Here is a 25749-nt window from a genome sequence, read left to right on the forward strand (position 1 = left end):
AACTTATCCTCTATTAATTTTATTTCTTTCTGTACTTGTTTTAAACTTCGTTTTATAGAACTGACAACTACTTTACTTGGATTACCTAAAACGGACTCGCCATGTAGTTTATTTTTATACATAGTGCTTTGTTTAGTCAGCATGGACAGCAGTCTAGTCATTTGAAGGCATTCTATTTGATGTTTAGAATTACCTTGCCATAGCTTTAATTCTACCTGTTGTGCATAAGCACAAATCAATTTAGAATCACTCTTGTCTGTCTTTATTTTAGACAGATGTCTTCCTATAATTCCGCTTTCGCGAAAGCGAACTCGTAAAAGTCAAGTGTATAAATTGTTTAACAGATAAAGGATTCTCTACCGACACTTTATTACCGGATTCTAATAAATAATAAGCCAGTCGGTAATGATAATATCCGGTAGCTTCCATTACACAATGACTGTTATCATCTAACAACTTTACCAACTTTTTAAAGCCCGAAATACTATTTTTAAACTGATAGTATTTACCATCGGAATCGGTAACATCAAATACCAAATGACTAATGTCTATTCCGAAATATTTAATATCTTTATTCATTATAATATGTTTTTGGAAAGGACAACCTACGCGAGTTTCAACAACTTAAAATCGAGGTCTTAAAAGCCTCATAGAACTGTACGAAATCTGTGTAGAAAAGAGAGGGGATTTTCAATGTTGACGAGATCTGAAGTCTCTACGTATATAATAACCTTATTCCTCTCTTTTGTTCTTTCTATTTATAAACCTTTAATTTAGTGATTTCAAACTTAAGCCGTGTATAATTAATTGCTGGTTTTAGCCAATTTACGAAAGTCCTCGCTGACTTTCTATCTGTGATTTATTTACTAAATTAAGTGTTTAAAACACGCAACTAATCTTATACCTAAACGTTAGCTGCAAGCAAACAAAACCACGATAAACAAAAAAATATGTTCGGAAAATTATTCGGTAGAAATAAAATAGTGGAAGACAAAGAATTCACTTTAGATTTTGAGGACGCTTTAAAAAGATATGTTGGAGTTACAAACGGCAGAGTAGAATACGAGTTTGAGGACAAAAAAGGAAAAGTAATTCCACCTTCATTTGCTTTTGAAGAAACTTATAACGAATGGAAAACTATTCAATCCGTTTGGGATAAGCGAAGTGTCATTTTTGATGCACTTGATGAAATTTATTTAAATAAAATCCCGAAGGAACAAATTATTGAAAGATTTGTCATTGATAGGTATCCAGAAAAAGCGTTATCGTTCAGCGATAAATATTTGACAGAAGAAGATTTAAACAACCCTAAAGTTTTAGCCTCATTAGCGAAATGTCAATTTATTTTATCAAATTTTGATAAAAGCATTGAGCTTGCAGAAAAGGCATTAAATCTTGAAAAAGAAAACAAAAAAGCTCAAATAGCATTAGCAGACTCTTTACATCTAACAAATAATCACGACAAAGCACACGAAATATATCAACAAATTTTAAAAAATAGTAAATTAAAGGACTGGAACAAGGAAAACATCGATGTTATAGAAATCATAGACTATAATAATGATATTTTAAATTCTTCTGTTTATGCGGTTGGATTATTATCTAACGCAGAAACTGATGAAAATACTTGGAATAAAGCATCTGAAGAATTTTATCATTGTCCATATTTTAGAAGTCAACACGCTTTTTGGCTTCTGAAAAATGATGAAGCGTTGAAAGGAATGGCGAAGTTAATTTCTACAACTCAAGAATTTCCTTGGTACAAAGATGCCGTAGTCAATGCAAAAAGCGGGATTTTACAGATGAGAGAGCAAATGAATTCCAATGATTTGTGGAAAAGTGAACTAACTTATTTAACACAAATAATAGAGAAAAACAACTGGTGAAATGCCAGCTGCTAACAACGCATATAACTCATAGCTATTGAGTTGCTTAAACGAAGTTAAGGCATATTTGGAAAGTCGCCAAATTTTTAAATTTGACGATTTCCGATATAAAAGATAAATAGTAAAATTTAAAAATCTGGCTTGTGTTTAATCCGAAAATAATTTTCTAATTTGCACGCTACGAGCCATATACACAACCGTTGTGCACAATATGAATGAACCTATGAAATTGACTTTAATATTTATTATTTTTTCTAGTTTTTTATCTTGTCAAACATCAGAAAAAGAATTTATCGTAACTGATTTTGATTTTGAGGGAAAAGAATATGAAAAAACTGATTTAAAGATAGATATTGATTCGAGAAATGTTGACATTAAATTAATGAATGAATATTTTTATGTTCCTTATTATTTTCCTGAAAAATTTATTGACTCAAAATATAAAGACCAAACAATAACTATTTGGAGAAATGAAAATGAAAAAACAGATGATTTTTTAGAGAATTTCAAGAATAATAATTGGACACACACTTATAAATATGATTTGGAATCAAAAATTGTTGAATATTCATATTCTGGTTGTATGATTTGCTCGAATATGCCTTATAATTACAAAGTAACTTATGATGAAAATAGACGTGTAATTAAACTACAAAATACAATATCTGAAAAACAGAAATTTGAATTCAAGTACAATTCAAATGGAGATATTATAGAATTAAAGCTATATTCATCTGAAAACAAACTGAAAAAACAAATTGCTTTAAAATAGTAAAAATACTGTGCACAACAAAGAACTGTGGTAAAAAACAAGCGAATTTCACTTAATTTCTAACAAGTACACTTCTATATCCGTCATCGTATATTAATCCTGATTTTGCTATGGCAAAAGCCTGTTTTAAGAGCTTATTACAGACAGCTATTAAAGCTAGTTTTTCACTCTTTCCTTTGGCTACTATTCGATCGTAAATTGCCTTGCATGCTTTGTTGTATTTACAAGCATTAAAACTGCACATAAACAGTAGGTTTCTTAACTTCTGGTTACCTATTTTACTTATACGTGCTCTTCCATTTATGCTCGTTCCGCTTTGCCTTATTATAGGTGTTAATCCAGCATAACTGCATAGCTCACGTAAATCATGCATAATTAATTGCTGGCTTCTTGCCTACTTACGAAAGTCCTCGCGGACTTTCTTGGTCAGTAATTATTTACTAAATTAGTTGCTTAAACCACGCAACAAACCATATACAACAACGTTGTAAACAATTTACCCTACCCACAAAAATATGAAATACCCATTAAAAATAATATTACTAATTTTCTTATTTTTTAGTTGCCAAAAAGATAATAGCGAAAATCATATTTCAATCATTGAAGGGACAACTAATTCTGATTTCAAAAATAAAACTCTCTTCCTTCAATATATTTACAAAGACTCACTCTTAACAAAACCAATTAAGGTAAATTCTGAAGGTAAATTTAAATTAGGTATAGATAGCATTAATGTGCCTACAGAAGGCATATTAACAAATGACACCATAAATTACACACCCAAAGTAGGCTTAAATTACCAGTTTTTTAATAAGTTTTTATTCCAATTTGGTTCAAGTTCTGTTCCCGTTCAATTTGGCAGAAAAATAGATTTGAAGATGTTTATTATTGAAAAGGGGAAAATTAATTTTAATATTTCAGACTCTATTTATAATAGTAAAATTGACAATTCAAAACTGAACACAGAGCTTAATCGACTTGAAAACAGTTTGAATCCTGTATTAAAGAAATATAATAACCATAAAAACAATGGTATTGATATTACAACATTGAAAGACTCAAAGGTTATTGATAGCTTGAATGATGCATATTCCGAGATATGGAATGAAAGACAGAAAACTTATGGGAGCTATATTGTGGAAAACTCTAATTCAGAAATAAGTCTTTTTGCATTGAAGTATCAATACGCAGGAATTAATACTGATGTCTTACGCCTTTATGAAACTTTAAGTGATTCTGTTAAGTCAAGTGATTTTGGAGAAACAATAAAAAATGGAATAACTGCATTTAAAAAAAGAATGAAAAAAAGGCTTTCTCAAAACGATGTAGTGCAGAATTTTAAATTAAAAGATGAAAATAAAAACGAAGTGTCTCTCTATGATATAAAATCAAAATATATTCTATTGGACTTTTGGGCTTCTTGGTGTGGACCTTGCAGAAAAGAAAACAAAAGCATCAGTAAATATTACGGTTATTTTAAAGAATCAGACTTTCAAATTATTGGAGTATCTGTGGATGATAACCGAGAAAAATGGAAAAAAGCCTTAATTGATGATAAAGTCAAGTGGATTTCATTATGGGATTCTGACAAAAAGATTAATGACCAATTCGGAATCGTTTCTTATCCGACAAATTATTTACTTGATAGTGATTTTAAAATCATTGATTCTAATCTTAATGCAGAAAAATTAAAACTTAAATTAAATGAACTATTAAAATAAAAACTGTTTACAACAATGGCTATAAACAATTGCTATTACAGGTTTATCCTGAAAATTCCTGCGGAATTTTCAGCTTGTCGTGTACATGCAAAAGTCCGTGATAAAACACGCAACTGTTAATAGCCGCGAGACGTTGTGTGTAATTTCCACAAAACCAAATCTTGAATGAAAAAAGAAGCACTAGTAATCGGAATTAATAAATATTTATCACTCGATATACTAGATAAATGTGAAAATGATGCAGAAGATGTTTCTGAATTTTTAAAAAAGTGTGGTTTCAATACTGAAGTATTGCTCAATCCAACTCAAAAAGATATAATTAAGTCTTTAGCTAATTACAAGAAAGAGATTTCAAAAGACACAATCTCAATTATATATTTTTCTGGTCACGGACTTCAAATGGAAGGCGACAATTTCATTGTTCCCTCGGATGCAAATGTGTCTATAACAGAAGAAATTCCATATTTATGTATTAATGCTTCCGATTTATTATTAGACATAGATATTCAATCTGAAATTATGCATTTAATTATTCTAGATGCTTGTCGAAATAATCCATTTAAATCTGGAATAAAAGGAATATCAGGGGGACTTGCAAGAATGGTTGCACCAATGGGAACATTAATTGCATTTGCAACTAGTCCAAATATGACATCTATCGAAAGAAAAGAAGACAGAAATGGAATATATACAAAACACCTTTTAAGTAATTTAAAAACCCCAAATATCCCGCTAGAAAGAGTATTCAAAAACACAAGAACTAACGTTTTACAAGATACAAATGGGAAACAAGTTCCTTGGGAAGAATCGTCTTTACACGGAGAGGATTTCTATTTTATAAAAGAAGCTACAGCTCTTGTAATGTACTTGAAAAAAGAATTGATTTTTGCCTATCAGGAACTAACTGTAAATACTATTGAATTTAGTATTATTGATGGAAATAATGTAAGAACTGAAAAAATACCTTTTTCGAAAGCAACATTACTATTTAAAAAACAATTTGATGAACATAAAAGCACAATTCACCCTAGAGACGCTTTTATGGTATTGTTCAATTTTCAAAAAATTATTCATTCAACATATAAATTTAGCATCATAAGTAAAACAATAGATTTTAGAGAATTAGACAGACAAATTATAAATCAGACACCTAATTTGACAAGAGATGAAGTCAGTCAATTTCAAAAAATATTATTGACAATGGAACATTACTCATCAATATTTGCTCATAACGATAAATTTGGAGACCTAAAGTCATTAAAAAGAGATATTAAAAATCATATTTGGGTTGGGTTTAAACTAGATGGGGGAATTTTAGATAAACAAAATTTAATAATAGAAGACCTTGACTTTGTCAATCAAAACATTAAATCTCTTAATGAAATAATTGAATCGGAATTATTGATTGGAATAATGGATGAATTTTTCAAAGCATAAAAAACTACACACAACAAAGAACTGTGGTAAAAAACAAGCGAATTTCACTTAATTTCTAACCAGTACACTTCTATATCCGTCATCATATATGAAACCTGATTTTGCTATAGCAAAAGCCTGTTTTAAGAGCTTATTACAGACAGCTATTAAAGCTAGTTTTTTACTCTTTCCTTTGGCTACTATTCGATCGTAAATTGCCTTGCATGCTTTGTTGTATTTACAAGCATTAAAACTGCACATAAACAGTAGGTTTCTTAACTTCTGGTTACCTATTTTACTTATACGTGCTCTTCCATTTATGCTCGTTCCGCTTTGCCTTATTATAGGTGTTAATCCAGCATAACTGCATAGCTCACGTAAATCATGCATAATTAATTGCTGGCTTCTAGCCTACTTACGAAAGTCCTCACGGATTTTCTTTGTCCGTAATTATTTACTAAATTAGTCGCTTAACCACGCAACTAACCATACACAAACACGTTAGGCACAATATGAACAAAACTTTGAGACTAATTTTATCAATTGGAATTTTGACATTATTTCTGGCCCAAACCGGATTTAGCCAATCGATTGAAAAATTTGTCGACTCGACAATCAAAGTTGATAGTTTAAATGTTCCGACTGATTTAAATCAACCTTATTTTCCGAAAGAAATGTTTCCTGAAGTTAGTACTGATTGGATTAAGAAAAATGACTCAAGTTATACGATTAAAACAAAAACAATAAAGGGGACTTATGACGAATTTGTTGTGGATTGGTATTCAAAACATCTTCACGCAATGAAAGAACCTTTGTTGTTTAATAGAAAAATTGACAAAGAAATTTATCGTTTTACTTGGTTAAGGACATTTGACAAACCAATGACCTTTAGATTTGAAAAAAGAAATGACAGATATATTCTTTATTGGAAAGTGCTAAATGGTACTGGTGGATACGAACCAGGAGAAATAGAAATTGAGCGACTGAAAATACTAACCGAAAAAGAATGGACTGAATTTATCCAACTTATCGGAAAAGCGGATTTTTGGAATATGGATTTAGGTCGTAGCTCAATCGGAAATGATGGTTCTGAATGGATAATGGAAGGAGTTAATAAAACCGATTATAGAGTAGTTAGTGTTTGGTCACCAAGTAAAGGGAATTTTTATAACTCTTGCGATTATCTAATTTCTTTGACGAATTTTAAAATGTCGGAAAAGAAAAAATATTAAAATACTGTGCCTAACAAAGAACTGCACTAAAAAACAAGTGAATTTCACTTCATTTCTAACAAGTACACTTCTATATCCGTCATCGTATATTAATCCTGATTTTGCTATGGCAAAAGCCTTTTTTAAGAGCTTGTTACAGACAACTATTAAGGCTAGTTTTTTACTCTTTCCTTTGGCTACTATCCGATCGTAAATTGCCTTGCATGCTTTGTTGTGTTTACAAGCATTAAAACTGCACATAAACAGTAATTTATCTCTTTTCTAAATTAAACTATTTAGAAAAAAAAGTGTCGAATAAACAAAATGTTTATAATGAAAAATTACTTAGTTTTAATACTCATTTGTTTATGTCAACAGCTCTTTGCTCAAGAAAACAACAACCAATTAACTGCTACCATAATTGGATCTGGTTCTCCTAAATTTAATACAGAACGTTCTGGACCTGCGGTATTAATATCCTATAAAGACACGAATATTTTGATAGATATGGGGAATGGTACTCAAGCCAATCTCAACAAATTGAACCTAAAAGTTAAAGACCTTGATGGTTTGCTTTTTACTCATCATCATTTAGATCACAACGAGGAGTTTGCCCCTATTTTTATTCAATCGCTGCTAGGCAGAAATAAAATAATTATTGCTGGTCCAAAACAAACAACCTCAATAATTGATAATATTCTTGAAAGTTATGAGGAAGATATTGAATATAGACTCTCAAAGTCAGGACGAAGATTAAGTAATGTTAAAGCCAACTTCATCGCTAAAAACTTGACAGGAAACACCCCATTAAACATAGGAGATATAAAAATCACATATACCGCTGTAAATCATACGATAGAAACCTTAGCCTATCGTTTTGATGCAGGTGGTGAATCTATTGTAATTTCTGGAGATTTAACATACTCGCAATCCTTACCTATTTTGGCTAACAATGCCGATTATTTAATAATGGATTCTGGTGGAGCTATTGAATTAGGAAAAAATAGAAATACTACAAGAAATAATAAAAATAGAAGCGATACTAAGACTAAAGAAAAAGCACACGTCAATTTGAAGGAAAGTTCACTAATGGCAAAAGAAGCCAATGTTAAAAATTTAGTATTAACGCATTTCAACTTTACAAATGTTGATGAAGAAAACACAACTGCAGAAATTCGCAAAAACTATGTGGGCACAGTTCTATATGCTAAAGACCTGATGGTATTACCCTTAGTAAATGATATTCATAATCATAATGGCATATCACACTCGCACAATAATGAACACTTGCCAGAAATAAAGAATTCTAACAAGGAAAAATTACCACTTCAAAGCGAAGTTTCTATAACAGAAGATAAAAAGAACGATGTTAGAATTATAAAATCCAATGCCATTCCAAATCATACTGTTGGTCAATTTCCTACTAAAGGAAATCCAAACACAATTACAGAACAAAACAAGGAATATTCTATTGATTTGACACCAACATTAGCAAACAAAATCACCTATGTTTATGATTTAGGAATTGATAAGGGAAGACCAAGTTATGTATTTGGTGTTGCTATTAACGGCGTAAAATTTGAGCCTTCTGCCAACGAATATTTTAGAAACGTAGAATCAAATGAACCTAATTACGAATGGACGCTAGAACCTTTGAGTGACGAAGTTAACTTAGGTGAAGATTATAACAATGCCCATGTTCAACCCAATGGAGAATACCATTACCATGGAACACCTACTGGTTTGGTTGCCAATTTTGATAACAACAAAATGTCTTTAGTGGGTTGGGCTGCTGATGGATATCCGATGTATTATAAAATGGGTTATGCAGACCCAATGGATGCAAATAGCGGTGTTATTCAATTAAAATCTAGTTATATTTTAAAACGAGGTGAAAGACCAGGTGATGGTATTTCTGCACCAAATGGAACGTACTCTGGAAAATATGTGCGTGATTACGAATACCAGAATGACTATGGCGATTTAGATGAATGCAACGGAAGAACTGGAGTAACTCCAGAATTTCCAAATGGCACATATTATTATGTAGTTTCTGACGAATTTCCTTCCGCTAGCAGGTGTTTTATGGGAACACCAAGTAATGATTTTAAAATTGGTGGAGGAAGAAAACAGCAAACAGTCCAAGGGCAAAATAAGCCACAACAAAGACAACAATCATCACAAAATCAAGGAGGTAAAAAATCTCCAAATTTTAGTGATATGCTCAAAAAAATGGACTCCAATAATGATGGGAAAATATCCATATCTGAAGCTAAAGGAAATCTAAAAGAAAATTTTCAGAATAGAGACAAAAACAAAGATGGTTATATCACACAAGATGAAATGACAAGAAGAAACTGACAAAAACTGGTTACCATGAAGAACCGCTCTAAAAAACAAGCGAGTTTTACTTCATTTCTAACAAGACTACTTCTATATCCATCATCATATATGAAACCTGATTTTGCTATTATACAGGAATATTAACTTACTCCTGCTCTATCGTTTATAAGACCTGTGAGGCACATGAATTCTAAAATAGTTTTGTACTTTCACATCTACAACCTTAACCAAAGCAACAGCATACCAATGGAATGCCTCACACGCCTTATACCTTGCCCGTTGTAGCACATTTGACCCAAAGATGATATGAAACTAATTTTCGGAATTTTATTCTCATTTATAATTTCAATACAAGCATTTTCTCAGGACAAAAATGATAAAAGTATGCTTTTGATTAGCACAAAGTATTACGGAGAAAAATGTGAATATGTGGCATTTCGAGTGTCTAATCGTAAAATAGATATTGATAGATGTTACGACTTAAATAGTGAAAAATTCAATCCTACTGAAACAATTGATTTATTAGACGAAACATTTATCAGAAAAGTTTATCGTAAATCAACTGAAGAATTACTTACTTATGAAAATGAGATTAACGAAATAAATTATTGTGACTATATAGCACCTATTACAATACTAATATCTGAGAATGATAAAAATACTAAGATCGAATTGAAAGGTATAGGAAATTGTTACCCTAATTCAATGAAAGTTTTGATTGAAGGTCTTGAAAAAACATTCGAAAAATATAAATAAAAACGTGCTACAACAAAGAACCGCTCTAAAAAACAAGTGAATTTCATTTCTAACAAGAACACTTCTATATCCATCATCATATATGATTCCTGATTTTGCTATTGTAAAAGCATAATCAACATATTTCTGGTTTACTATAAGTTTCTCCCTTTTTGTAGGAAAGCCTAGATTAATTTGCGATACTTTGTTCTATTTCAAATAAAATGAATTGGTTCAATTGTGGTCCATAAAGACTGAAGTTATTATCGGCTACCACGACTAGAGAGCGGTTGCCGTTTTTAAAATCTGGCCCGAGGGTAATTCCTTCTATATTATCGACCACAGCGTTAGTTAATTGAGCTCTTATGGTTTCAAAATTAAAGAGCAACTTCTTAGTTACACCAGTATAGTTACTGCCTTTTAAACTTTTTATATCTCTTACATCAGTAGCATTAGTCGCATCTACCAGGTATATTTTTACCGTATTACCACCATCTTTATATCCCATAGAATAAGATCGTTCTAAAACTAAGAATTTGTTTTGCTCATATTCTACAAGCTCTACAAGACCGTTAAGCTCAAATGTGTTACCGTTAATAGCAGGACGCTCCACTTTATCCAGAGCATAAACTATTTCTTTCTCAAAGCGTCCAGTCTCCTTATTGATATAAGCTATTCTCACAGGAGAATTATTTTCTTCTACAGTAGGTTCTGTTCCATCTTCTTTTAAAGGCAATTCCATAGCGACCCAATAACCTTTTCTATCCAGGCTCAACGACACACCTTCAAAAACCCCATTGTGGTGCGGTCCATAACCTGCCTGGTTGCTAGGTAAAAAACGACTGGCTAGTGGTATCTCTTTTACTAACTTACCGCTAGAATTTACCATATGTACAAAGGGTTTTACACCTTTCTTTATATTTCCCTCACTGGTCCAGACAAAGTTACCGTTATCATACCTTATCGATTCTGGGTCTACTGTCCCGTTAGGTATAACTATTCCATGACTATCCTTAAATTTTATAAGCTCATTGAGAGCTATAGAATTAAAACCCTGGTGATTATAAGAAATATCCATTTTATAAAACCTAGGCAGGTCTGCATCATCACTTATAGCATACCAGGCACCATTTCCATAATCTATACCTGATAAGCCTCCTACTCTAGTGTTCTCAAAAATGGTAGTATCTGGCAATACATATTCGTCAGTAAATCTTAAGCTAATCGGTGTGTCGGCAGGTTTTAATTTTGTGGTATTTCCACAAGAAACCACCATCATTAAAATAAGAAATACAAAAAAGGTTTTTACTAGTTGAATCATCCTTATATCTTTAAAGAAACTAGAGTCTCTTAGCGCAAATTTAATCTTCATATCAACATCTATATATGAAAATCTATAGACATCATTTTTATACCCAACCACATGCAATTATAGAATAGATATAAATGTCAAAGGTACTACCATACCGCCATGATTTTAAGTTATGAAGTTACTTTTACCTAATCACCACCTATAGGAATATCCCATTGCTACAACACACCAGTTAGTTACAAGTTCTTTAAAATAGATACACATTAAAACGACTCACTTCATAACAACTACTTTAAAACCAAAATATCTTACTTTTATACACTGCTACTCATGGCACCTAGAACAATCGTGCAGGCGATTATATAGAACCATGCCGTTATCCACCTAAGTCAGTAAGTTATTATCTCTATGCGCGTTATTAAGCAAATTCTTATTTACCTATTATGGTATCTAGTGGCACTATTTCTAGGCTTTTTGCACATGCGCATTATGCTAGGACCACAACCTGAATATAACGATGGAATTCTGTCTATATTTAATTGGGTATATGAGGCAGCTTTAATAGTCAGCACGAGTATAATGGGCAGCATTATCGCAGTTCTATTTATTCTTTTTGACCTCTTTTATTTACGTAAAAAATTATCAGGAAAACCACATCACCTCATCACACGCCTTGCAGTTATGGTAGTCATAGCTTTAATTGTGATAGGATTTCATTATTTACACGATTTTATATTTAATGTCGTCTAGTTACTTTTTGAGAGTATTAATAGATGGATGTTTATCTCGCTTTCGCGAAAGCGGAATTAAAACCAACTCATTAACCATTTAAACACTCCATACCTAGTACAAAATCACGTGCTACTCTTTGCACCTAGACCATTCTCTCAAAACGCTCTACATAAAGACTATGTTAGAGACAACAGCGTGTAGAAAAAGTAAATTTTATCTATTAAGAAATAATAGACTTCTTGAATTGTTGTGGTGTCATTAATTCCATTTTCTTAAACTGTCTATTAAAATAACTCGTGTTATTAAATCCAGATTTAAAGGCAATCTCTGACATTCTAAAATCTTCAGAACTCTTAATGAGCTTCTTAGAGAATTTAATCTTCTCAGAATTGATGTAATCTATGGGAGATATGCCCAGTGTATTCTTAAACTGTTTATGGAAATTAGAGGTGCTCATGTAGGCCTTTTTGGCAAGTAGATCTACGTTTATGTCCTTATTAGTCAGGTTATCCTTAATAAATTTGATAACCGTACCTATTCTGGTATCATTAAAAATTTGATGTGGATCGTTTATGATCAGTGACTTTGCCTTAGTCTGTAACAGTCTTACTATCAACTCTTGAATCATTAAATCTAGCAACACATCCTTAGACTTATTGTTATTAGTAAACGTATAGGTAAGGCGTTCTATAAGGTGATTTACATCTGTATTATTAATTAAATGAGAGGCAGTCTGGTCCAGGTCCCAATTGTTATTCTCATTTTCTATAGCCACATGCTGATTGAACTTTTCTACTACTTCATTGATCTTAAAAGCATCTATACCTAGTGCGAGGCACTGTGTAGGGTTATCGCTAGTAGCTATAGGGAAATCTATGACCATCTCTTTATGTGTAGGCATTACTACAGACTCTCCTGGAAAAAAATCAAAGGATTCAAAACCTTCAAGATGCATCACTTTCTTACCGGTGAGCATGCTGGCTATTATAGGAAAATCAAAGGTGAGCGATACTTTCTCTGCAAAGGCATGGGTTTCATATATATTAAGCTCTGCATAGTCAGCATTATACGTCGTTCTATTCTCTACGAGAGTAGTGATTTTTCTAACGTTATTATGTTGATTTAAAATAGGCTTCATACTCAATATTACAAAATTTTAGACCAAGAATTGCTAAATAATAGATATGTTCAAAATTTTGATCTATATGTTCAATAAAATTAGGATATGATAAAATAACTTTAACAAAACTAAAGATACCATAATCTTTAAGTATAAAAATTACCTTATTACTAATTAAATACCTATTCAAATGAGTTATTCAAAACCTAAGTTTAAAGAAAAGTATTCTAATTTTATCAATGGAAAATTTGTCGCACCGCTGGGTGGACAATATTTTGATAACACCTCTCCTATTGATAATAGTCTTATAGCCCAATATCCTAGATCACAAAAAGAAGATGTAGAACTAGCACTAGATGCAGCAAATGCAGCAAAGGAAGCCTGGGGAAACACGTCTGCCACAGAGCGTTCTAATTTATTAAATAAAGTAGCCGATATCATAGAAGCAAATCTTGAAGAATTTGCGATAGTAGAAACTTGTGATAATGGTAAACCTATACGTGAGACATTAAATGCAGATATACCACTTGCCATAGATCACTGGCGTTATTTTGCTGCCTGTATACGATCTGAAGAAGGAAGCGCGTCTGAACTGGACCAGCACACCTTATCCATGAATATCAAAGAACCTCTAGGTGTTATAGGACAAATTATACCCTGGAATTTCCCTTTACTCATGTTATCATGGAAATTACCACCAGCACTAGTGACTGGTAATTGCGTGGTTTTAAAACCTGCAGAGCAAACACCATCTAGCGCGACTTTATTGATGGAAAAAATAGCCGATGTCTTCCCTCCAGGAGTGATCAATATCGTACATGGTTTTGGTCCTGAAGCAGGTAAACCTCTAGCCTCTAGTGCAAAGGTAGATAAGGTGGCTTTTACAGGAGAAACCACAACAGGACAGTTAATCATGCAGTATGCTTCTAAGAACTTAAATCCTGTAACTATGGAATTAGGTGGTAAGTCTCCTAATGTGTTCTTTAACTCTGTTATGGACCATGACGATGCTTATCTAGATAAAGCTGTAGAAGGTGCTGTACTGTTTGCTTTTAATAAAGGTGAAGTATGTACCTGCCCATCTAGATTACTCGTACAAGAAGATATATATGACGCTTTTATGGAACGTGTGGTAGCTAGAACTAATGCTATTATACAAGGTAATCCATATGAACTTTCTACTCAAGTAGGTGCGCAGGCGTCCAAAGATCAATATGAGAAAATACAGTCTTATTTTAAAATAGGTAAAGAAGAAGGTGCCAAAGTATTAACCGGTGGAGATGCTAACCATCTAGAAGGTAATCTAGCAGACGGTTTTTACATACAGCCTACGATACTAGAAGGACATAACAAGATGCGTGTTTTTCAAGAAGAGATCTTTGGTCCTGTACTATGTGTGACAAAATTTAAAGATGAGGCCGAAGCTATAGAAATAGCAAACGATACACTTTATGGTCTAGGTGCTGGAGTATGGACTCGAGATGCACACCAACTGTATCAAATACCTAGAGCTATAAAAGCTGGTCGTGTATGGGTAAACTGTTATCATGCTTATCCTGCACATGCACCATTCGGTGGTTATAAGAAATCAGGTTTCGGTAGAGAAAATCATGTGATGATGTTGAATTACTACAGACAGACAAAAAACATGCTTATCTCTTATGATAAGAATAAATTAGGCTTCTTTTAGAAACAAACATTAAATAATTTAAAAGGCTGGATAAAGAAAAGTCCAGTCTTTTTTTTAATCATTTCAATTATGGAAAGAATAGCAATAACACCAGAGGCTACTAAGATTTTAGAACAATTAAAGGAAAAACATGGCGAGTTGATATTTCATCAAAGTGGTGGCTGTTGTGATGGGTCTGCTCCTATGGTTTTTGAAAAAGGAGATATGTATCTGGATGATAGCGATGTACTCTTAGGCACTTTAAATGATGTAAATTTTTATATGAATCAAGATCAATTTGAATACTGGAAACACACGCATTTAACGGTAGACATTACAGAAGGTCGTGGTGCTAGTTTTTCATTAGAAATACCGCTAGGATTGCGGTTTTTTATTCACTCAAGACTTTTTACTGAAGAAGAAAGAGTTGCTTTAAATCAGTAAAATAGGATAAGAAACGAGATGTTAAAACACTTCATATAACCAGGTTACTATTACACCTTTACCTGGTTCTAATGTGGTGCGTATTAATAGAGTTTCTTTCTTTACCTTAAAATGAAATGGCGCAGCGGTTAATTGAATACCGCTTTGCTGTTTAAGACGTATTCCTTGACCAGATATGATGTCTTTATTGGCTATAAAATCCTGTTCCGGTAAGTGTTCTGTTAGGATAACATACTTATAGTCTTGTAATTTACTAACGATGGAAGAGACTTCGTCGTTAGACAGGTGTTGTAAAACCTGCCTGATAATAACGCAATTTGCTGCTGGTAATGGATCTACCGCAATGTCTAGACAGTAAAAATCTAGATTATCCTGTTTAAAATTGGTTTTATTATATTCAATAAGATCTGCTACTATATCTACCGCTTCATATCTTTTTACATAAGGAAGAAGTTGTTTTCCTATATTAAAATCGCCACAACCTAAATCGCATACCGTAATCGGTTCTTCAAATGATTTTAAAAAAGAACTTACCGCATTAATGTATGGTGTCACAATCTCTAAATCATGAGAACCATCTCCAGAATAAAATGGAGAACTGTTATTACCCCATAAATTCTTGTCATACACCTGATTCATAGCCATTCTAGTAGGCCATGGTGTTTTAATTCTTTTGGTCTTTTCTTCTTTCATAATTTAAATCTACTAGCACTACTCTATCGATATATTTTTAAATTAAATATTTATCTCCAATTGATCTTCATGAAGTTTTTATTTTTGATGAAATCAGCAGGTATTTTTTCTAGTATTTCATCTCTCAGTGCTTCAATTAAAATGTCTTTAGAAAAAGAATGATGTGTCACCATACTTACTTCTCTTATAGGTTTAGGCTCTACAAATGGAATGCTACAACCAGCATCTTTAGGACTTATGGCCATTTCTGGTACTAAGGTATAACCACCATAATTATCAACCATTTTTTTTAAAGCCTCTATAGAACCACTTTGAAATTTTATGCTCTTATTATTATCTGTGTTATTACATATGTTTAAAACTTGATTTCTAAAACAATGCCCATTTTCTAATAACCACACGTTTTTTATACTTTCAATTTCTCCTGCAGTTATGCTTGATTTATTTTTGAGTTTATCACTATTCTGTCCATAGAATACAAAAGGTTCATTATACATTTTAATTTCCCTAATAGACGGCTCGTTTAATGGAGTCACTAAAATCCCTAAATCTATTTCTTTCTTTTGCAATGCAGCGATAATATCATCTGATTGCATTTCTTTAATTTTAAGTACAGCATTAGGATATTTATCTGAAAAAGAACCTGAAATGAGTGGTATAAGGTATGGAGATATGGTAGGTATAATTCCCATTCTATATACACCATCTATATTATTAAGCTCTGTAGTAACCATGCTTTTGAGGTCACTTACTTCTCGTAATATAATTTTGGATTTTTGAATAAACATGACACCTAATTCTGTAGGTTGAAATGGTGATTTTCTTTTATCAAAAATAGAAAAGCCTATCTCGTCCTCTAATTTCTTAACCTGTATAGTAATAGTAGGTTGAGTAACAAAACATTTATCTGCAGCTGTTACAAAATGCCTGTAGGTATCAAGAGCCACTACATATTCTAATTGTTGTAAAGTCATTTTATTAATTTAATCAATACAAATATAAAAACTATTAATTTGATTAATAAGTTAAACGCTCAGATATTTGCCACCTCAATTAACAACGTTATAATAAAGATGAAAAAACTAGTTACTTTAATCGCAATTTCCATAGGCTTGCTTGCAACTGCACAAAACAGCAACGAGAGCACTATGACTACTAATAATGGTGCTCCTGTAGGAGATAATCAAAACTCAAAAACTGTAGGAGAATACGGTCCTGTTTTATTAGAAGATATACATCTAGTAGAAAAACTAGCTGCCTTTGATAGAGAGCGCATACCAGAAAGAGTAGTACACCCTAGAGGTGCAGGTGCATCAGGATACTTTGAAGCAACCAAAGATATGTCTGATTATACAAAAGCAGTATTATTTTCTAATGCTGGTAAAAAGACAGATCTAGCCGTACGTTTCTCTACGGTAATACATGGTAAAGGATCTCCAGAAACGGCTAGAGACCCACGTGGATTTGCTGTAAAATTTTATACAGAACAAGGTAATTATGATATCGTAGGGAATAATCTACCTATATTCTTTATCAGAGATGCCATTAAATTCCCAGACATGGTGCATTCTTTAAAACCATCTCCAGTTACAAATAAGCAAGATCCTAATAGAATCTTTGACTTCTTTTCAAATGTTCCAGAAGCGACACACATGTTTACAAGACTTTATACCGATTTAGGGATTCCTAAAGGTTACCAGTTTATGAATGGTAGTAGTGTACACGGTTATAAGTGGATTAATAAAGCAGGAAAAGTAACTTATGTAAAATATTCATGGGTTTCTAAACAAGGAGAAAAAAATCTAACCGTAGAAGAAGCATCTGTACAACAAGGTAAAGACTGGCAACATGCCACAGTAAGTTTACGTAAAGATATAGCAGACGGTAATTTCCCTCAATGGGATTTATATGTTCAAATGATAGAGCCTAAAGATCTTCATTCCTTTGATTTCTGGCCACTAGATGCGACAAAAGACTGGCCCGCAGATAAAATTGAAAAAATCAAAATTGGGACAATGACTTTAAACCAGAATCCGATTAACTATTTTGAGCAAGTGGAGAGTATCGCATTTTCGCCTGGAGCGTTAATACCAGGAGTAGAACCATCTGAAGATAAGTTATTACAAGGTAGATTATTCTCTTACTTTGATACACAAAGACATAGATTAGGTCCTAATTTCCAACAATTAACGATTAACAAACCTCTAGAAGAACCTAACAATTACAACTCTGACAGTTGGGGTAGTTATGGTAATAAAAGGTTTAAGAATCCTGATGTGAACTACCAGCCTAGTACAAGGGTAGATTTAAAAGAAGATACTCAATACAAGCAATCTGAAACAACGCTGTCTGATGTGACTATTACACAAAAGAAAATTACAAAGACCAATGATTTTGCACAAGCTGGTGATTTTTATAGATCTCTTTCAAAAGGAGAACAAGATAATTTAATCAAAAACTTAGCTAGTGATTTAGGTCAGGTAACTGATAGAGCTATTAAAATGAAGATGATTACCTTTTTCTATAAAGCAGACAGGAATTACGGTATGAGAGTCGCTGAGGCTCTAGGTTTCTCAGCAAAAGATTTTAGAAATTAAAAATAAATTTTAAAAAGAGGATGCATTAAAACGTCCTCTTTTTTATCTCAATTATTATGAAACATATCATTACATTAATCTTATTAATTATGACTGCAACCCTAAACGCACAGTCCATTTTTGAGTACTCAAGAAATGGAGATATAAAAAATCTAGAAGCACTTTATCAGGTAAGTAACGATACCATTAATAGTGTGGACAGTAAAGGTTTTACACCTTTAATACTTTCTGCATATAATAATCAAACAGAAACTGTTTCTTTTCTTGTAAACAAAAAAGCAAATCTTAATGCAAAAGACCTATCTGGTAATACAGCATTAATGGGAGTTTGTTTTAAAGGAAGTTTTGAAATCGCAAAACTACTTATCGACAATGGTGCGGATGTTAATCAGCAAAATTTCAACGATGCAACAGCATTGATATATGCCAGCACCTTTGGACATACAGAGATCGTAAAATATTTACTAGCTCATAATGCAGATAAGACCATTCTAGATAATAGAGGGAACACGGCTCTTAAACATGCTCAAATGCAAGGCAACACCGAGATAGTAGAACTATTAAAATAAAATTACTTAGTTAAGTTAGTTATGTTTTTTCACAATTAAGTAAAGAAAAGCTCTAGATATCTAGAGCTTTTTGCATTTATAGCTATGAACTACGTCTTTGTCTTTTACGCCTTTTCACACGCCATGGGGCGTTTAATATTAGGCATTTCTAATTACGATATTAACTCCTTATCAAATTTGTAAAACCACCATCATATGAATTCATAATAACTCTATCACTTATTAGCATTATGGTAATCTATAGGTCTTTTTTATTGCGTTAACTTTGCTGTTTCTAATAATAATCACATCCTTATATTTTAAAATGAAGCTTGAAGTTTCTAAAAATATAAAACGATGTCGCATCATAATTAACGACTCACATGGAATCAACTGACTTAATGAACATCATTCAAGGAATTCCCAAGGCAGAACTTCATTTACATATAGAAGGTAGTTTTGAACCTGAATTGATGTTTCAAATAGCCGAAAGAAATAATATCACTCTAGATTATGAATCTATAGACGCTTTAAAAAAAGCCTATAAATTTAATAACCTGCAGGAATTTCTAGACATCTACTACACAGGTGCTCAAGTACTTTTAAAGGAAGAAGATTTTTATGACCTTACTTGGGCTTATTTAACTAAAGTACACAGTCAGAATGTGGTACATGTAGAGGTATTCTTTGATCCACAAACGCATACAGAAAGAGGTGTTGATTTTAAAGTAGCTATTACTGGTATTTATAAAGCTCTAGAAAAAGCTAAGGAAGAATTACATATATCTTATCGATTAATCATGTCCTATTTAAGGCACATGACAGAAGAAGAAGCATTTAAAACTCTTGAAGAATCTTTACCATTTAAAGACTGGATTCATGGTGTAGGCCTGGACTCTTCTGAGGTAGGTAATCCTCCTAGTAAATTTAAAGAGGTCTTTAAGGCGTCTGCAGCACAAGGCTATAAACTTGTTGCTCATGCAGGAGAAGAAGGCCCGGCAGACTATATCTGGGAAGCTCTAGATATTCTTAATGTGGTAAGAATAGACCACGGTAATAGATGTTTAAGTGATGACGCACTGGTAGACAGATTATTAAAAGAGAACATGGCTCTTACCTTGTGTCCTTTAAGTAATCTAGAGCTTAAAGTGATAGATAAACTAGAGGATCATCCGGTTGCAAAAATGCTGGATAAAGGTATTCTAGCCACCATACATTCTGACGACCCTGCTTACTTTGGCGGTTATATGAATGAGAATTATTATGAAACTGCCAAGGCTTTAAACTTAACTAAGGATCAATTACAACAACTGGCTATCAATGCCTTTGAGGCAAGCTGGTTAAGTGATAGCCATAAGAAAAAGCACATTACTGATGTGAAAAATTATTTCCTTTCATTAAATTAATATAGATCGATTACCCTACACTTATCGGTGCTCTACTCTATCTTTAGAAGGTGGATATCATAAAAAAGGCTCACATGAATGTGAGCCTTTTTTTATTTAAAATAGATAGTGAAATGTTATTTATTGGCTTTGAAACTAGCTCTTTCTAGTTCTATTTTACTCAACAACTCCAATTGATCTTTCTCAAAAAGATCGTCCATATTAAATAGTTCAGGATCTATTTTTGTCGATTTATAATTATTGTAATCCTGTATAATTACACCGTTTTTGTTTCTACGGTTTACGCTTTCGCGAAAGCGATAACCACATTCTTCTTCACAGTAAGAATATGCTAGATAATCGATAAGGTGGTCTTGCTGGTTGATCCAGTAAACAAAAACGTCTTCATGATCTTCTCCACCACCTTCTTCATTAAAAGTTACTTCTATTTCATGATATGCCTTTCCTTTAATGCTGTCTTGTCCTATATATTTTAGGTTAATAGCATCGCCATCTAGACTATAAGGAAGCTGGGCAAAATATATAACAGAGTTAAGACTCGCACTGTATCGCTGGGATAAAGAGTCTGGTAAATTAATCTTTGCATCATTGCTATAACGGTAAAAACCACTGTTGTTAAGTCTATCTAGAATAGCGTCCTCACCTATCGTTAGATGACGTTCATAATTATAATTACCGCCTTCTCTTTTTACAGAATAATCTATACCTCTAAATGTAAAATCTAGCTTCCCTTGTACTGCAAGGTCCGTCCCATGAGCTTTCATGGTTTCCATCATTATCGATCGAGGGTCTGGTGTATTAGAATCGCAAGAAATAAGAATCGCTGCGCTGCAAATAAATAGTAAAAAAATCTTTCTCATTTCACAAAGATATAAGAGAATCCCTAAAGGATTAAGGTATATTTGTCCTTTAATTATGGATTTTAAGAACAAAATAGAAATCAAGAATCGTAAAGCGCGATTTGAATACGAGATTCTTGATAAATACACCGCTGGTATTGTACTAGCAGGAACTGAGATAAAAGCTATACGATTAGGTAAAGCAAGTATCGCCGAGGGTTTTTGCGAGTTCAAGAATAATGAATTGTTTATTATTAATATGACAGTTCAAGAATACTCTCATGCTACTTATTTTAATCATGCACCTAAACAAGAACGTAAATTACTTCTTAACCGTAAAGAATTAAAAAAACTAGAAAAAGGGGTTGCTAACTCTGGTAACACTATTGTACCGCTGCGCTTATTTGTTAATCAAAAAGGTCTAGCCAAAATAGATATCGCCCTAGCTAAAGGTAAAAAATTACACGACAAAAGAGAAACTCTTAAGGATCGAGATAATAAAAAACGCCTGGATCAGATTAAAAAAGAATTTAGAACATAATGGTTCTATTTATTATTTAATATTTTTTTTAAGCAACTGTCTCTGTATCAAACCCTTTTGACTTCCAACTGCGTTGCATAATCTGTTTTCTCTTCGGCTGAAGGGAAAGGCCGGACTGAGATTGGATTGCTACATTCTGATTATTTAAAATTTGTTGCGATAAAAGCTTTCCCTAGCCCTAAAGGGTAGGTTTCTATTTCTTTATTCTAAAAAATACAACTTTATTTTCCGCATCCTTTAGGGTTGAGGAGCGTTAAATTCATGAATTAAATAAGAAGTCTGCAGGGATGGTAAAATAAAAACCGTGAACATTTCATGATAACTAAAAGTTATTTTTGTTTTTAATAAAACTACTTTTATGAAATCCTATATTCTACTCTTTACTCGTTTGTTATTAGGTATTATTTTATTCTGGCAAGGATTAGGTAAAATAGCTACTTGGGGAATTGATAATGTGTATAAAAATGGTTTTGCTAGTTTTGAAGATAGTTTCTTACCCAACTTTGTGTTGAAATTTACAGTTTACTTTACTTCTTATGGAGAATTTCTCACAGGAATTCTACTCGTATTAGGCTTTTTCAGAAAGTTATCTTATGGTGTTGTGGCACTTATTCTTTTAATTGTCTCTTTCGGTCATGGTATGCAATCTCCTATATGGGATTTACAAAATGTTTTTATACGAGCGGTATTACTAGTTTTTATAGCATGGTTTTATAAAGACGACTCTTTAAACATAGATAGGTTTCTATTCAAAAATAAAGAGGTCGTTTAAATCAAAATTTCTTAATTAAAAAAACACCGCGTCAAACCTTTTTGGTTTGCAACTGCGTTGCATAACTTGTTTTCCCTTCGGCTGAAGGGAAAGGTTGGACTAAGATTAGATTACAATCTTATGGTTTGATTACTAGCAATTATAAAGAACTTGCTGTGGTATAAAGCTTTCCCTTTTTCTAAAAGTAATTTTTACCGAAACCTTTCCCTAGCCCTAAAGGGTAGGTTTCTATTTCTTTATTCTAAAAAAAAATACAACTTTATTTTCCGCACCCTTTAGGGTTGGGGAACGGAAAATTATCAAATTTAACAAGGGGTTTGCAGTGATGTAATTGACTTTTTTTTCAACCTATTTGTAAACTTTTTCAAATTTTAGGCAACTATTTTAAAATTTCTTCGTCTTAACATTAGATAATGGTCATTAACACAATAACTTTATAGTCCGTTGTTTATTTGCAATCAAACAAACCATCAAGATGAATTCTATTATTAAAATTGCGATTACCCTTACTATTGCTTTGTTCTTCTCCTTTTTCGCGCAAGCGCAACTAACAGGAACATTAACTGATTCTAATGAAGACCCCATAGCCTTCGCCTCTATTTATATAAAAGGGACTTATAAAGGGACTACTACTAACCAGAATGGAGATTACACACTTAAACTAGATGCCTTTAAAGACTACGAGATCGTCTATCAGTCTCTGGGTTATCGACCTAAAACTATTCAAATTTCTTTTACTCAAAATGGCCAGGTGCAAAATGTATCTCTAGAAGAAGAGGTGGCATCACTTGATGCGGTTATTGTAAATTCAGATGAAAATCCTGCCGACCGTTTGATACGAGAAGCGATCAAGAACAGAGAGATGAACCGCAAAAAATTCTCTAGTTATCAAGCAGATTTTTACTCTCGTGGAATATGGCGTATGAAAGATGTCCCAGAAAAATTTATGGGACAAGAAATAGGCGATCTAGAAGGATCGCTAGATTCTTTATCACGCAGCGGTGTCGTTTACTTATCAGAAACAGTGTCTGAAATAGCTTATGAAGCACCAGATAACTTTAAGGAACATATTATCGCTAGTAAAATATCTGGAGATGATAACGGTTTCAGTGCTAATAGTGCCGAAGAAGCTAACTATGACTTCTACAACAACAACATTGATCTTAATAACCGTATAGTCTCTCCTATTGCCGACTATGCTTTTGGGTATTACAAGTATAAATTACTTGGTACTTTCTATGATGAGAATAAATTCTTGATCAATAAAATAGAAGTGATTTCTAAACGTCCTAAGGATAACACTTTTGACGGTATTATTTATATAGTAGAAGATCAATGGACTATTTATGGTCTTGAACTAAGTACACTAGGTGAGAACATAAATGTGTCCGCCATTGAGAAACTTACTTTTAATCAAGATTTTACTTATGAACCTAGTAGTGGAGACTGGGTAAAAAGGTCACAAAGTATTGACTTTATTTTCGCCTTTTTGGGTTTTAAAGGTAATGGTAGGTTTATAGCAAATTATACCAATTATAATTTTAAACCTGACTTTAACAAAGATTCATTCGGTCCAGAAGTATTAAGCTTTGAACTAGATGCAAATAAGAAAGATAGCACTTACTGGAGTAAAAAACGCCCTGTACCACTTACTGTAGAAGAATCTAATAATTATGTACGTAAAGACAGTATCGCTGCTGTGCGCAACGACCCTAAGTATAAAGACAGCGTGGACAGAGTGAATAATAAATTTCATATTCTTGACCCATTAACTGGTTACACTTATAGAAACAGTAAGAAAAATGAGAGTTTCAGCTATAATGGGTTATTAAATCCAGGTAGTTTTAAAGGTTTTAATACAGTCCAAGGATATGTAGTAGGTACCGGTTTTAGTTACTCAAAAGGTTATGATGACGACTATAACCGCAGTCTTTATGTAACTAGTAATATCAACTATGGAATATCTGATGACAGATTGCGATACACAGCGCGTGCTAATTACAGATTTAATAGAACTAATAGAAGAAACTTATCTGTTTATGGTGGTACAGAAGCTCGCCAAATCAACAACTCTAATCCTATAAGTGGTCTAGAAAACACTATTTCTAGTCTCGCATTTGAACGTAACTATGCTAAGTTTTATGAAGTAGACTATGCCGGTGCTAGTTATTCTGAAGAAATTGCAAATGGCTTTTACTTAAGTGGTAGACTGGATTATGAAAAACGTCAAGGGCTTAATAATACAACAGACCAGGTATGGTTTACTCAAAGTGATGTGGACTACACGAGTAACAATCCGCTGGGGTTAGATAATAACCGAGTGGCTACTATAGATGACCATGAACTAGTTAAAATAGGTCTAGGTCTAACTATACGTCCAGGTCAGAAATTCCAAAGTTATCCTGATCAAAAGTATAATATACGTAATGAAAAATACCCTACTATATCTCTAAATTATGAAGGTGCTGTAGCTGCTAGTAATAGCGATTATAACTTTCACCAGTTAAGAGCGAGCATTTATCAAAGTTTTGATATGGGCAACTTAGGTCGCAGTAGTTATTGGGTTAATGGTGGTACCTTCTTAGATGGTGATGACATTTCCTTTGTAGACTACCAGCACTTTAATGGTAATCGATTAAGATATAAGTTACAAGCCCTTAATCCTTATGGTTTTGGCTTGCTTAACTACTATGACTATAGTACAAATGGAGACTATGCACAAGTACACTTACAGCACGATTTTAAAGGTTTTGTACTAGGTAAAGTACCAGGATTAAATCGTTTAAACTACGACCTCATTTTAAGTGGTAAAGCTCTATTTACAGACCGCAAACCGTATTTTGAGGCTAGTGCAGGAATAGATAATATCGGTTTTGGTAAATTCCGTCCTTTCCGTGTGGATTATGTTTACAGCATGACTAGTGGTCGCAATTATGGTGCTTTTGTGGTAGGTATTAACTTTGGGTTATAGATGGATATTAATTCCGCTTTC

At 32.8% G+C, this 25749-nt stretch carries 21 protein-coding genes and 4 pseudogenes; 16 read left to right on the forward strand and 9 right to left on the reverse strand.

The window, feature by feature from the left end; translation table 11 throughout:
• A pseudogene (locus LY01_RS15410) lies at window positions 1-579 on the reverse strand (IS110 family transposase); the annotation flags it as partial.
• Window positions 580-950: 371 nt separating this feature from the next.
• Here LY01_RS15410 and LY01_RS14415 point away from each other — a divergent pair.
• Together LY01_RS14415 and LY01_RS14420 are read left to right on the forward strand one after the other, a co-directional pair.
• Window positions 951-1886, forward strand: coding sequence for a tetratricopeptide repeat protein (locus LY01_RS14415; RefSeq protein WP_104516715.1), 936 nt, complete (start codon window positions 951-953; stop codon window positions 1884-1886).
• A gap of 223 nt (window positions 1887-2109) precedes the next feature.
• The gene (locus tag LY01_RS14420) at window positions 2110-2658 is read left to right on the forward strand and encodes a hypothetical protein (RefSeq protein WP_146080446.1); all 549 of its coding nucleotides are present in this window, start codon (window positions 2110-2112) and stop codon (window positions 2656-2658) included.
• 52 nt (window positions 2659-2710) lie between these two features.
• On the opposite strand, the pseudogene LY01_RS14425 reads toward LY01_RS14420, so the two are convergent.
• A pseudogene (locus LY01_RS14425) lies at window positions 2711-3016 on the reverse strand (transposase); the annotation flags it as partial.
• A gap of 157 nt (window positions 3017-3173) precedes the next feature.
• Between LY01_RS14425 and LY01_RS14430 the strand changes: the two are divergent.
• Both LY01_RS14430 and LY01_RS14435 read left to right on the forward strand, forming a co-directional pair.
• Window positions 3174-4379 (forward strand): TlpA family protein disulfide reductase, encoded by a 1206-nt coding sequence (locus LY01_RS14430; RefSeq protein WP_104516717.1) that lies wholly within the window; start codon window positions 3174-3176, stop codon window positions 4377-4379.
• A gap of 165 nt (window positions 4380-4544) precedes the next feature.
• A complete protein-coding gene (locus LY01_RS14435) occupies window positions 4545-5816 on the forward strand; it encodes a caspase family protein (RefSeq protein WP_104516718.1) in 1272 nt (423 codons plus the stop codon).
• A 48-nt stretch (window positions 5817-5864) separates the two neighbouring features.
• Here the strand turns inward: LY01_RS14435 and LY01_RS14440 are convergent.
• A pseudogene (locus tag LY01_RS14440) lies at window positions 5865-6170 on the reverse strand (transposase); the annotation flags it as partial.
• A gap of 137 nt (window positions 6171-6307) precedes the next feature.
• On the opposite strand from LY01_RS14440, the gene LY01_RS14445 reads away from it, so the two are divergent.
• Window positions 6308-7027: a hypothetical protein gene (locus LY01_RS14445; protein WP_146080447.1), complete on the forward strand. Its 720-nt coding sequence runs from the start codon at window positions 6308-6310 to the stop codon at window positions 7025-7027.
• 51 nt (window positions 7028-7078) lie between these two features.
• Here the strand turns inward: LY01_RS14445 and LY01_RS15335 are convergent.
• Window positions 7079-7288: pseudogene (locus tag LY01_RS15335) on the reverse strand (IS110 family transposase); the annotation flags it as partial.
• Window positions 7289-7339: 51 nt separating this feature from the next.
• Here LY01_RS15335 and LY01_RS14455 point away from each other — a divergent pair.
• Both LY01_RS14455 and LY01_RS14460 read left to right on the forward strand, forming a co-directional pair.
• A complete protein-coding gene (locus tag LY01_RS14455; RefSeq protein WP_170034664.1) occupies window positions 7340-9367 on the forward strand; it encodes a YHYH protein in 2028 nt (675 codons plus the stop codon).
• A gap of 288 nt (window positions 9368-9655) precedes the next feature.
• Complete coding sequence (locus LY01_RS14460; RefSeq protein ID WP_104516721.1) at window positions 9656-10105, forward strand: hypothetical protein; 450 nt, start codon at window positions 9656-9658, stop codon at window positions 10103-10105.
• 169 nt (window positions 10106-10274) lie between these two features.
• On the opposite strand, the gene LY01_RS14465 is transcribed toward LY01_RS14460, so the two are convergent.
• Window positions 10275-11456: an esterase-like activity of phytase family protein gene (locus LY01_RS14465; RefSeq protein WP_105022970.1), complete on the reverse strand. Its 1182-nt coding sequence runs from the start codon at window positions 11454-11456 to the stop codon at window positions 10275-10277.
• Between the two features lie 348 nt (window positions 11457-11804).
• Here LY01_RS14465 and LY01_RS14470 point away from each other — a divergent pair, with 348 nt between their 5' ends.
• Window positions 11805-12146, forward strand: a complete 342-nt coding sequence (locus LY01_RS14470; RefSeq protein WP_146080448.1) for a hypothetical protein — start codon at window positions 11805-11807, stop codon at window positions 12144-12146.
• Between the two features lie 202 nt (window positions 12147-12348).
• Here LY01_RS14470 and LY01_RS14475 read toward each other — a convergent pair whose 3' ends face one another.
• Window positions 12349-13266: an AraC family transcriptional regulator gene (locus tag LY01_RS14475; RefSeq protein ID WP_104516724.1), complete on the reverse strand. Its 918-nt coding sequence runs from the start codon at window positions 13264-13266 to the stop codon at window positions 12349-12351.
• Between the two features lie 172 nt (window positions 13267-13438).
• On the opposite strand from LY01_RS14475, the gene LY01_RS14485 reads away from it, so the two are divergent.
• Both LY01_RS14485 and LY01_RS14490 read left to right on the forward strand, forming a co-directional pair.
• Window positions 13439-14938, forward strand: a complete 1500-nt coding sequence (locus LY01_RS14485) for an aldehyde dehydrogenase family protein (RefSeq protein ID WP_104516726.1) — start codon at window positions 13439-13441, stop codon at window positions 14936-14938.
• A 69-nt stretch (window positions 14939-15007) separates the two neighbouring features.
• Window positions 15008-15361, forward strand: a complete 354-nt coding sequence (locus tag LY01_RS14490; protein WP_104516727.1) for a DUF779 domain-containing protein — start codon at window positions 15008-15010, stop codon at window positions 15359-15361.
• Between the two features lie 21 nt (window positions 15362-15382).
• On the opposite strand, the gene LY01_RS14495 is transcribed toward LY01_RS14490, so the two are convergent.
• Window positions 15383-16054 carry a class I SAM-dependent methyltransferase gene (locus LY01_RS14495; protein WP_104516728.1) on the reverse strand — a complete coding sequence of 224 codons (672 nt, stop codon included), beginning with the start codon at window positions 16052-16054 and terminating at the stop codon, window positions 15383-15385.
• Between the two features lie 50 nt (window positions 16055-16104).
• Window positions 16105-17028, reverse strand: coding sequence for a hydrogen peroxide-inducible genes activator (locus LY01_RS14500; RefSeq protein ID WP_104516729.1), 924 nt, complete (start codon window positions 17026-17028; stop codon window positions 16105-16107).
• Between the two features lie 99 nt (window positions 17029-17127).
• Between LY01_RS14500 and LY01_RS14505 the strand changes: the two genes are divergently transcribed.
• From LY01_RS14505 to LY01_RS14515, 3 genes are all read left to right on the forward strand, one after another.
• Window positions 17128-18651: a catalase gene (locus tag LY01_RS14505; RefSeq protein ID WP_104516730.1), complete on the forward strand. Its 1524-nt coding sequence runs from the start codon at window positions 17128-17130 to the stop codon at window positions 18649-18651.
• 89 nt (window positions 18652-18740) lie between these two features.
• Window positions 18741-19220, forward strand: coding sequence for an ankyrin repeat domain-containing protein (locus LY01_RS14510; RefSeq protein ID WP_245890761.1), 480 nt, complete (start codon window positions 18741-18743; stop codon window positions 19218-19220).
• A 362-nt stretch (window positions 19221-19582) separates the two neighbouring features.
• Complete coding sequence (locus tag LY01_RS14515) at window positions 19583-20605, forward strand: adenosine deaminase (protein WP_245890762.1); 1023 nt, start codon at window positions 19583-19585, stop codon at window positions 20603-20605.
• Window positions 20606-20721: 116 nt separating this feature from the next.
• Here LY01_RS14515 and LY01_RS14520 read toward each other — a convergent pair whose 3' ends face one another.
• Complete coding sequence (locus LY01_RS14520) at window positions 20722-21465, reverse strand: DUF6503 family protein (protein ID WP_146080449.1); 744 nt, start codon at window positions 21463-21465, stop codon at window positions 20722-20724.
• A gap of 55 nt (window positions 21466-21520) precedes the next feature.
• Between LY01_RS14520 and smpB the strand changes: the two genes are divergently transcribed.
• From smpB to LY01_RS14535, 3 genes are all read left to right on the forward strand, one after another.
• The gene (gene smpB / locus LY01_RS14525; RefSeq protein WP_104516734.1) at window positions 21521-21985 is read left to right on the forward strand and encodes an SsrA-binding protein SmpB; all 465 of its coding nucleotides are present in this window, start codon (window positions 21521-21523) and stop codon (window positions 21983-21985) included.
• A gap of 358 nt (window positions 21986-22343) precedes the next feature.
• Window positions 22344-22757: a DoxX family protein gene (locus LY01_RS14530; RefSeq protein WP_104516735.1), complete on the forward strand. Its 414-nt coding sequence runs from the start codon at window positions 22344-22346 to the stop codon at window positions 22755-22757.
• 475 nt (window positions 22758-23232) lie between these two features.
• Complete coding sequence (locus LY01_RS14535; protein ID WP_104516736.1) at window positions 23233-25728, forward strand: DUF5686 and carboxypeptidase regulatory-like domain-containing protein; 2496 nt, start codon at window positions 23233-23235, stop codon at window positions 25726-25728.
• Window positions 25729-25749: the final 21 nt, after the last annotated feature.

It is taken from the genome of Nonlabens xylanidelens (genome assembly GCF_002934445.1).
GTDB classification, from domain to species: domain Bacteria; phylum Bacteroidota; class Bacteroidia; order Flavobacteriales; family Flavobacteriaceae; genus Nonlabens; species Nonlabens xylanidelens.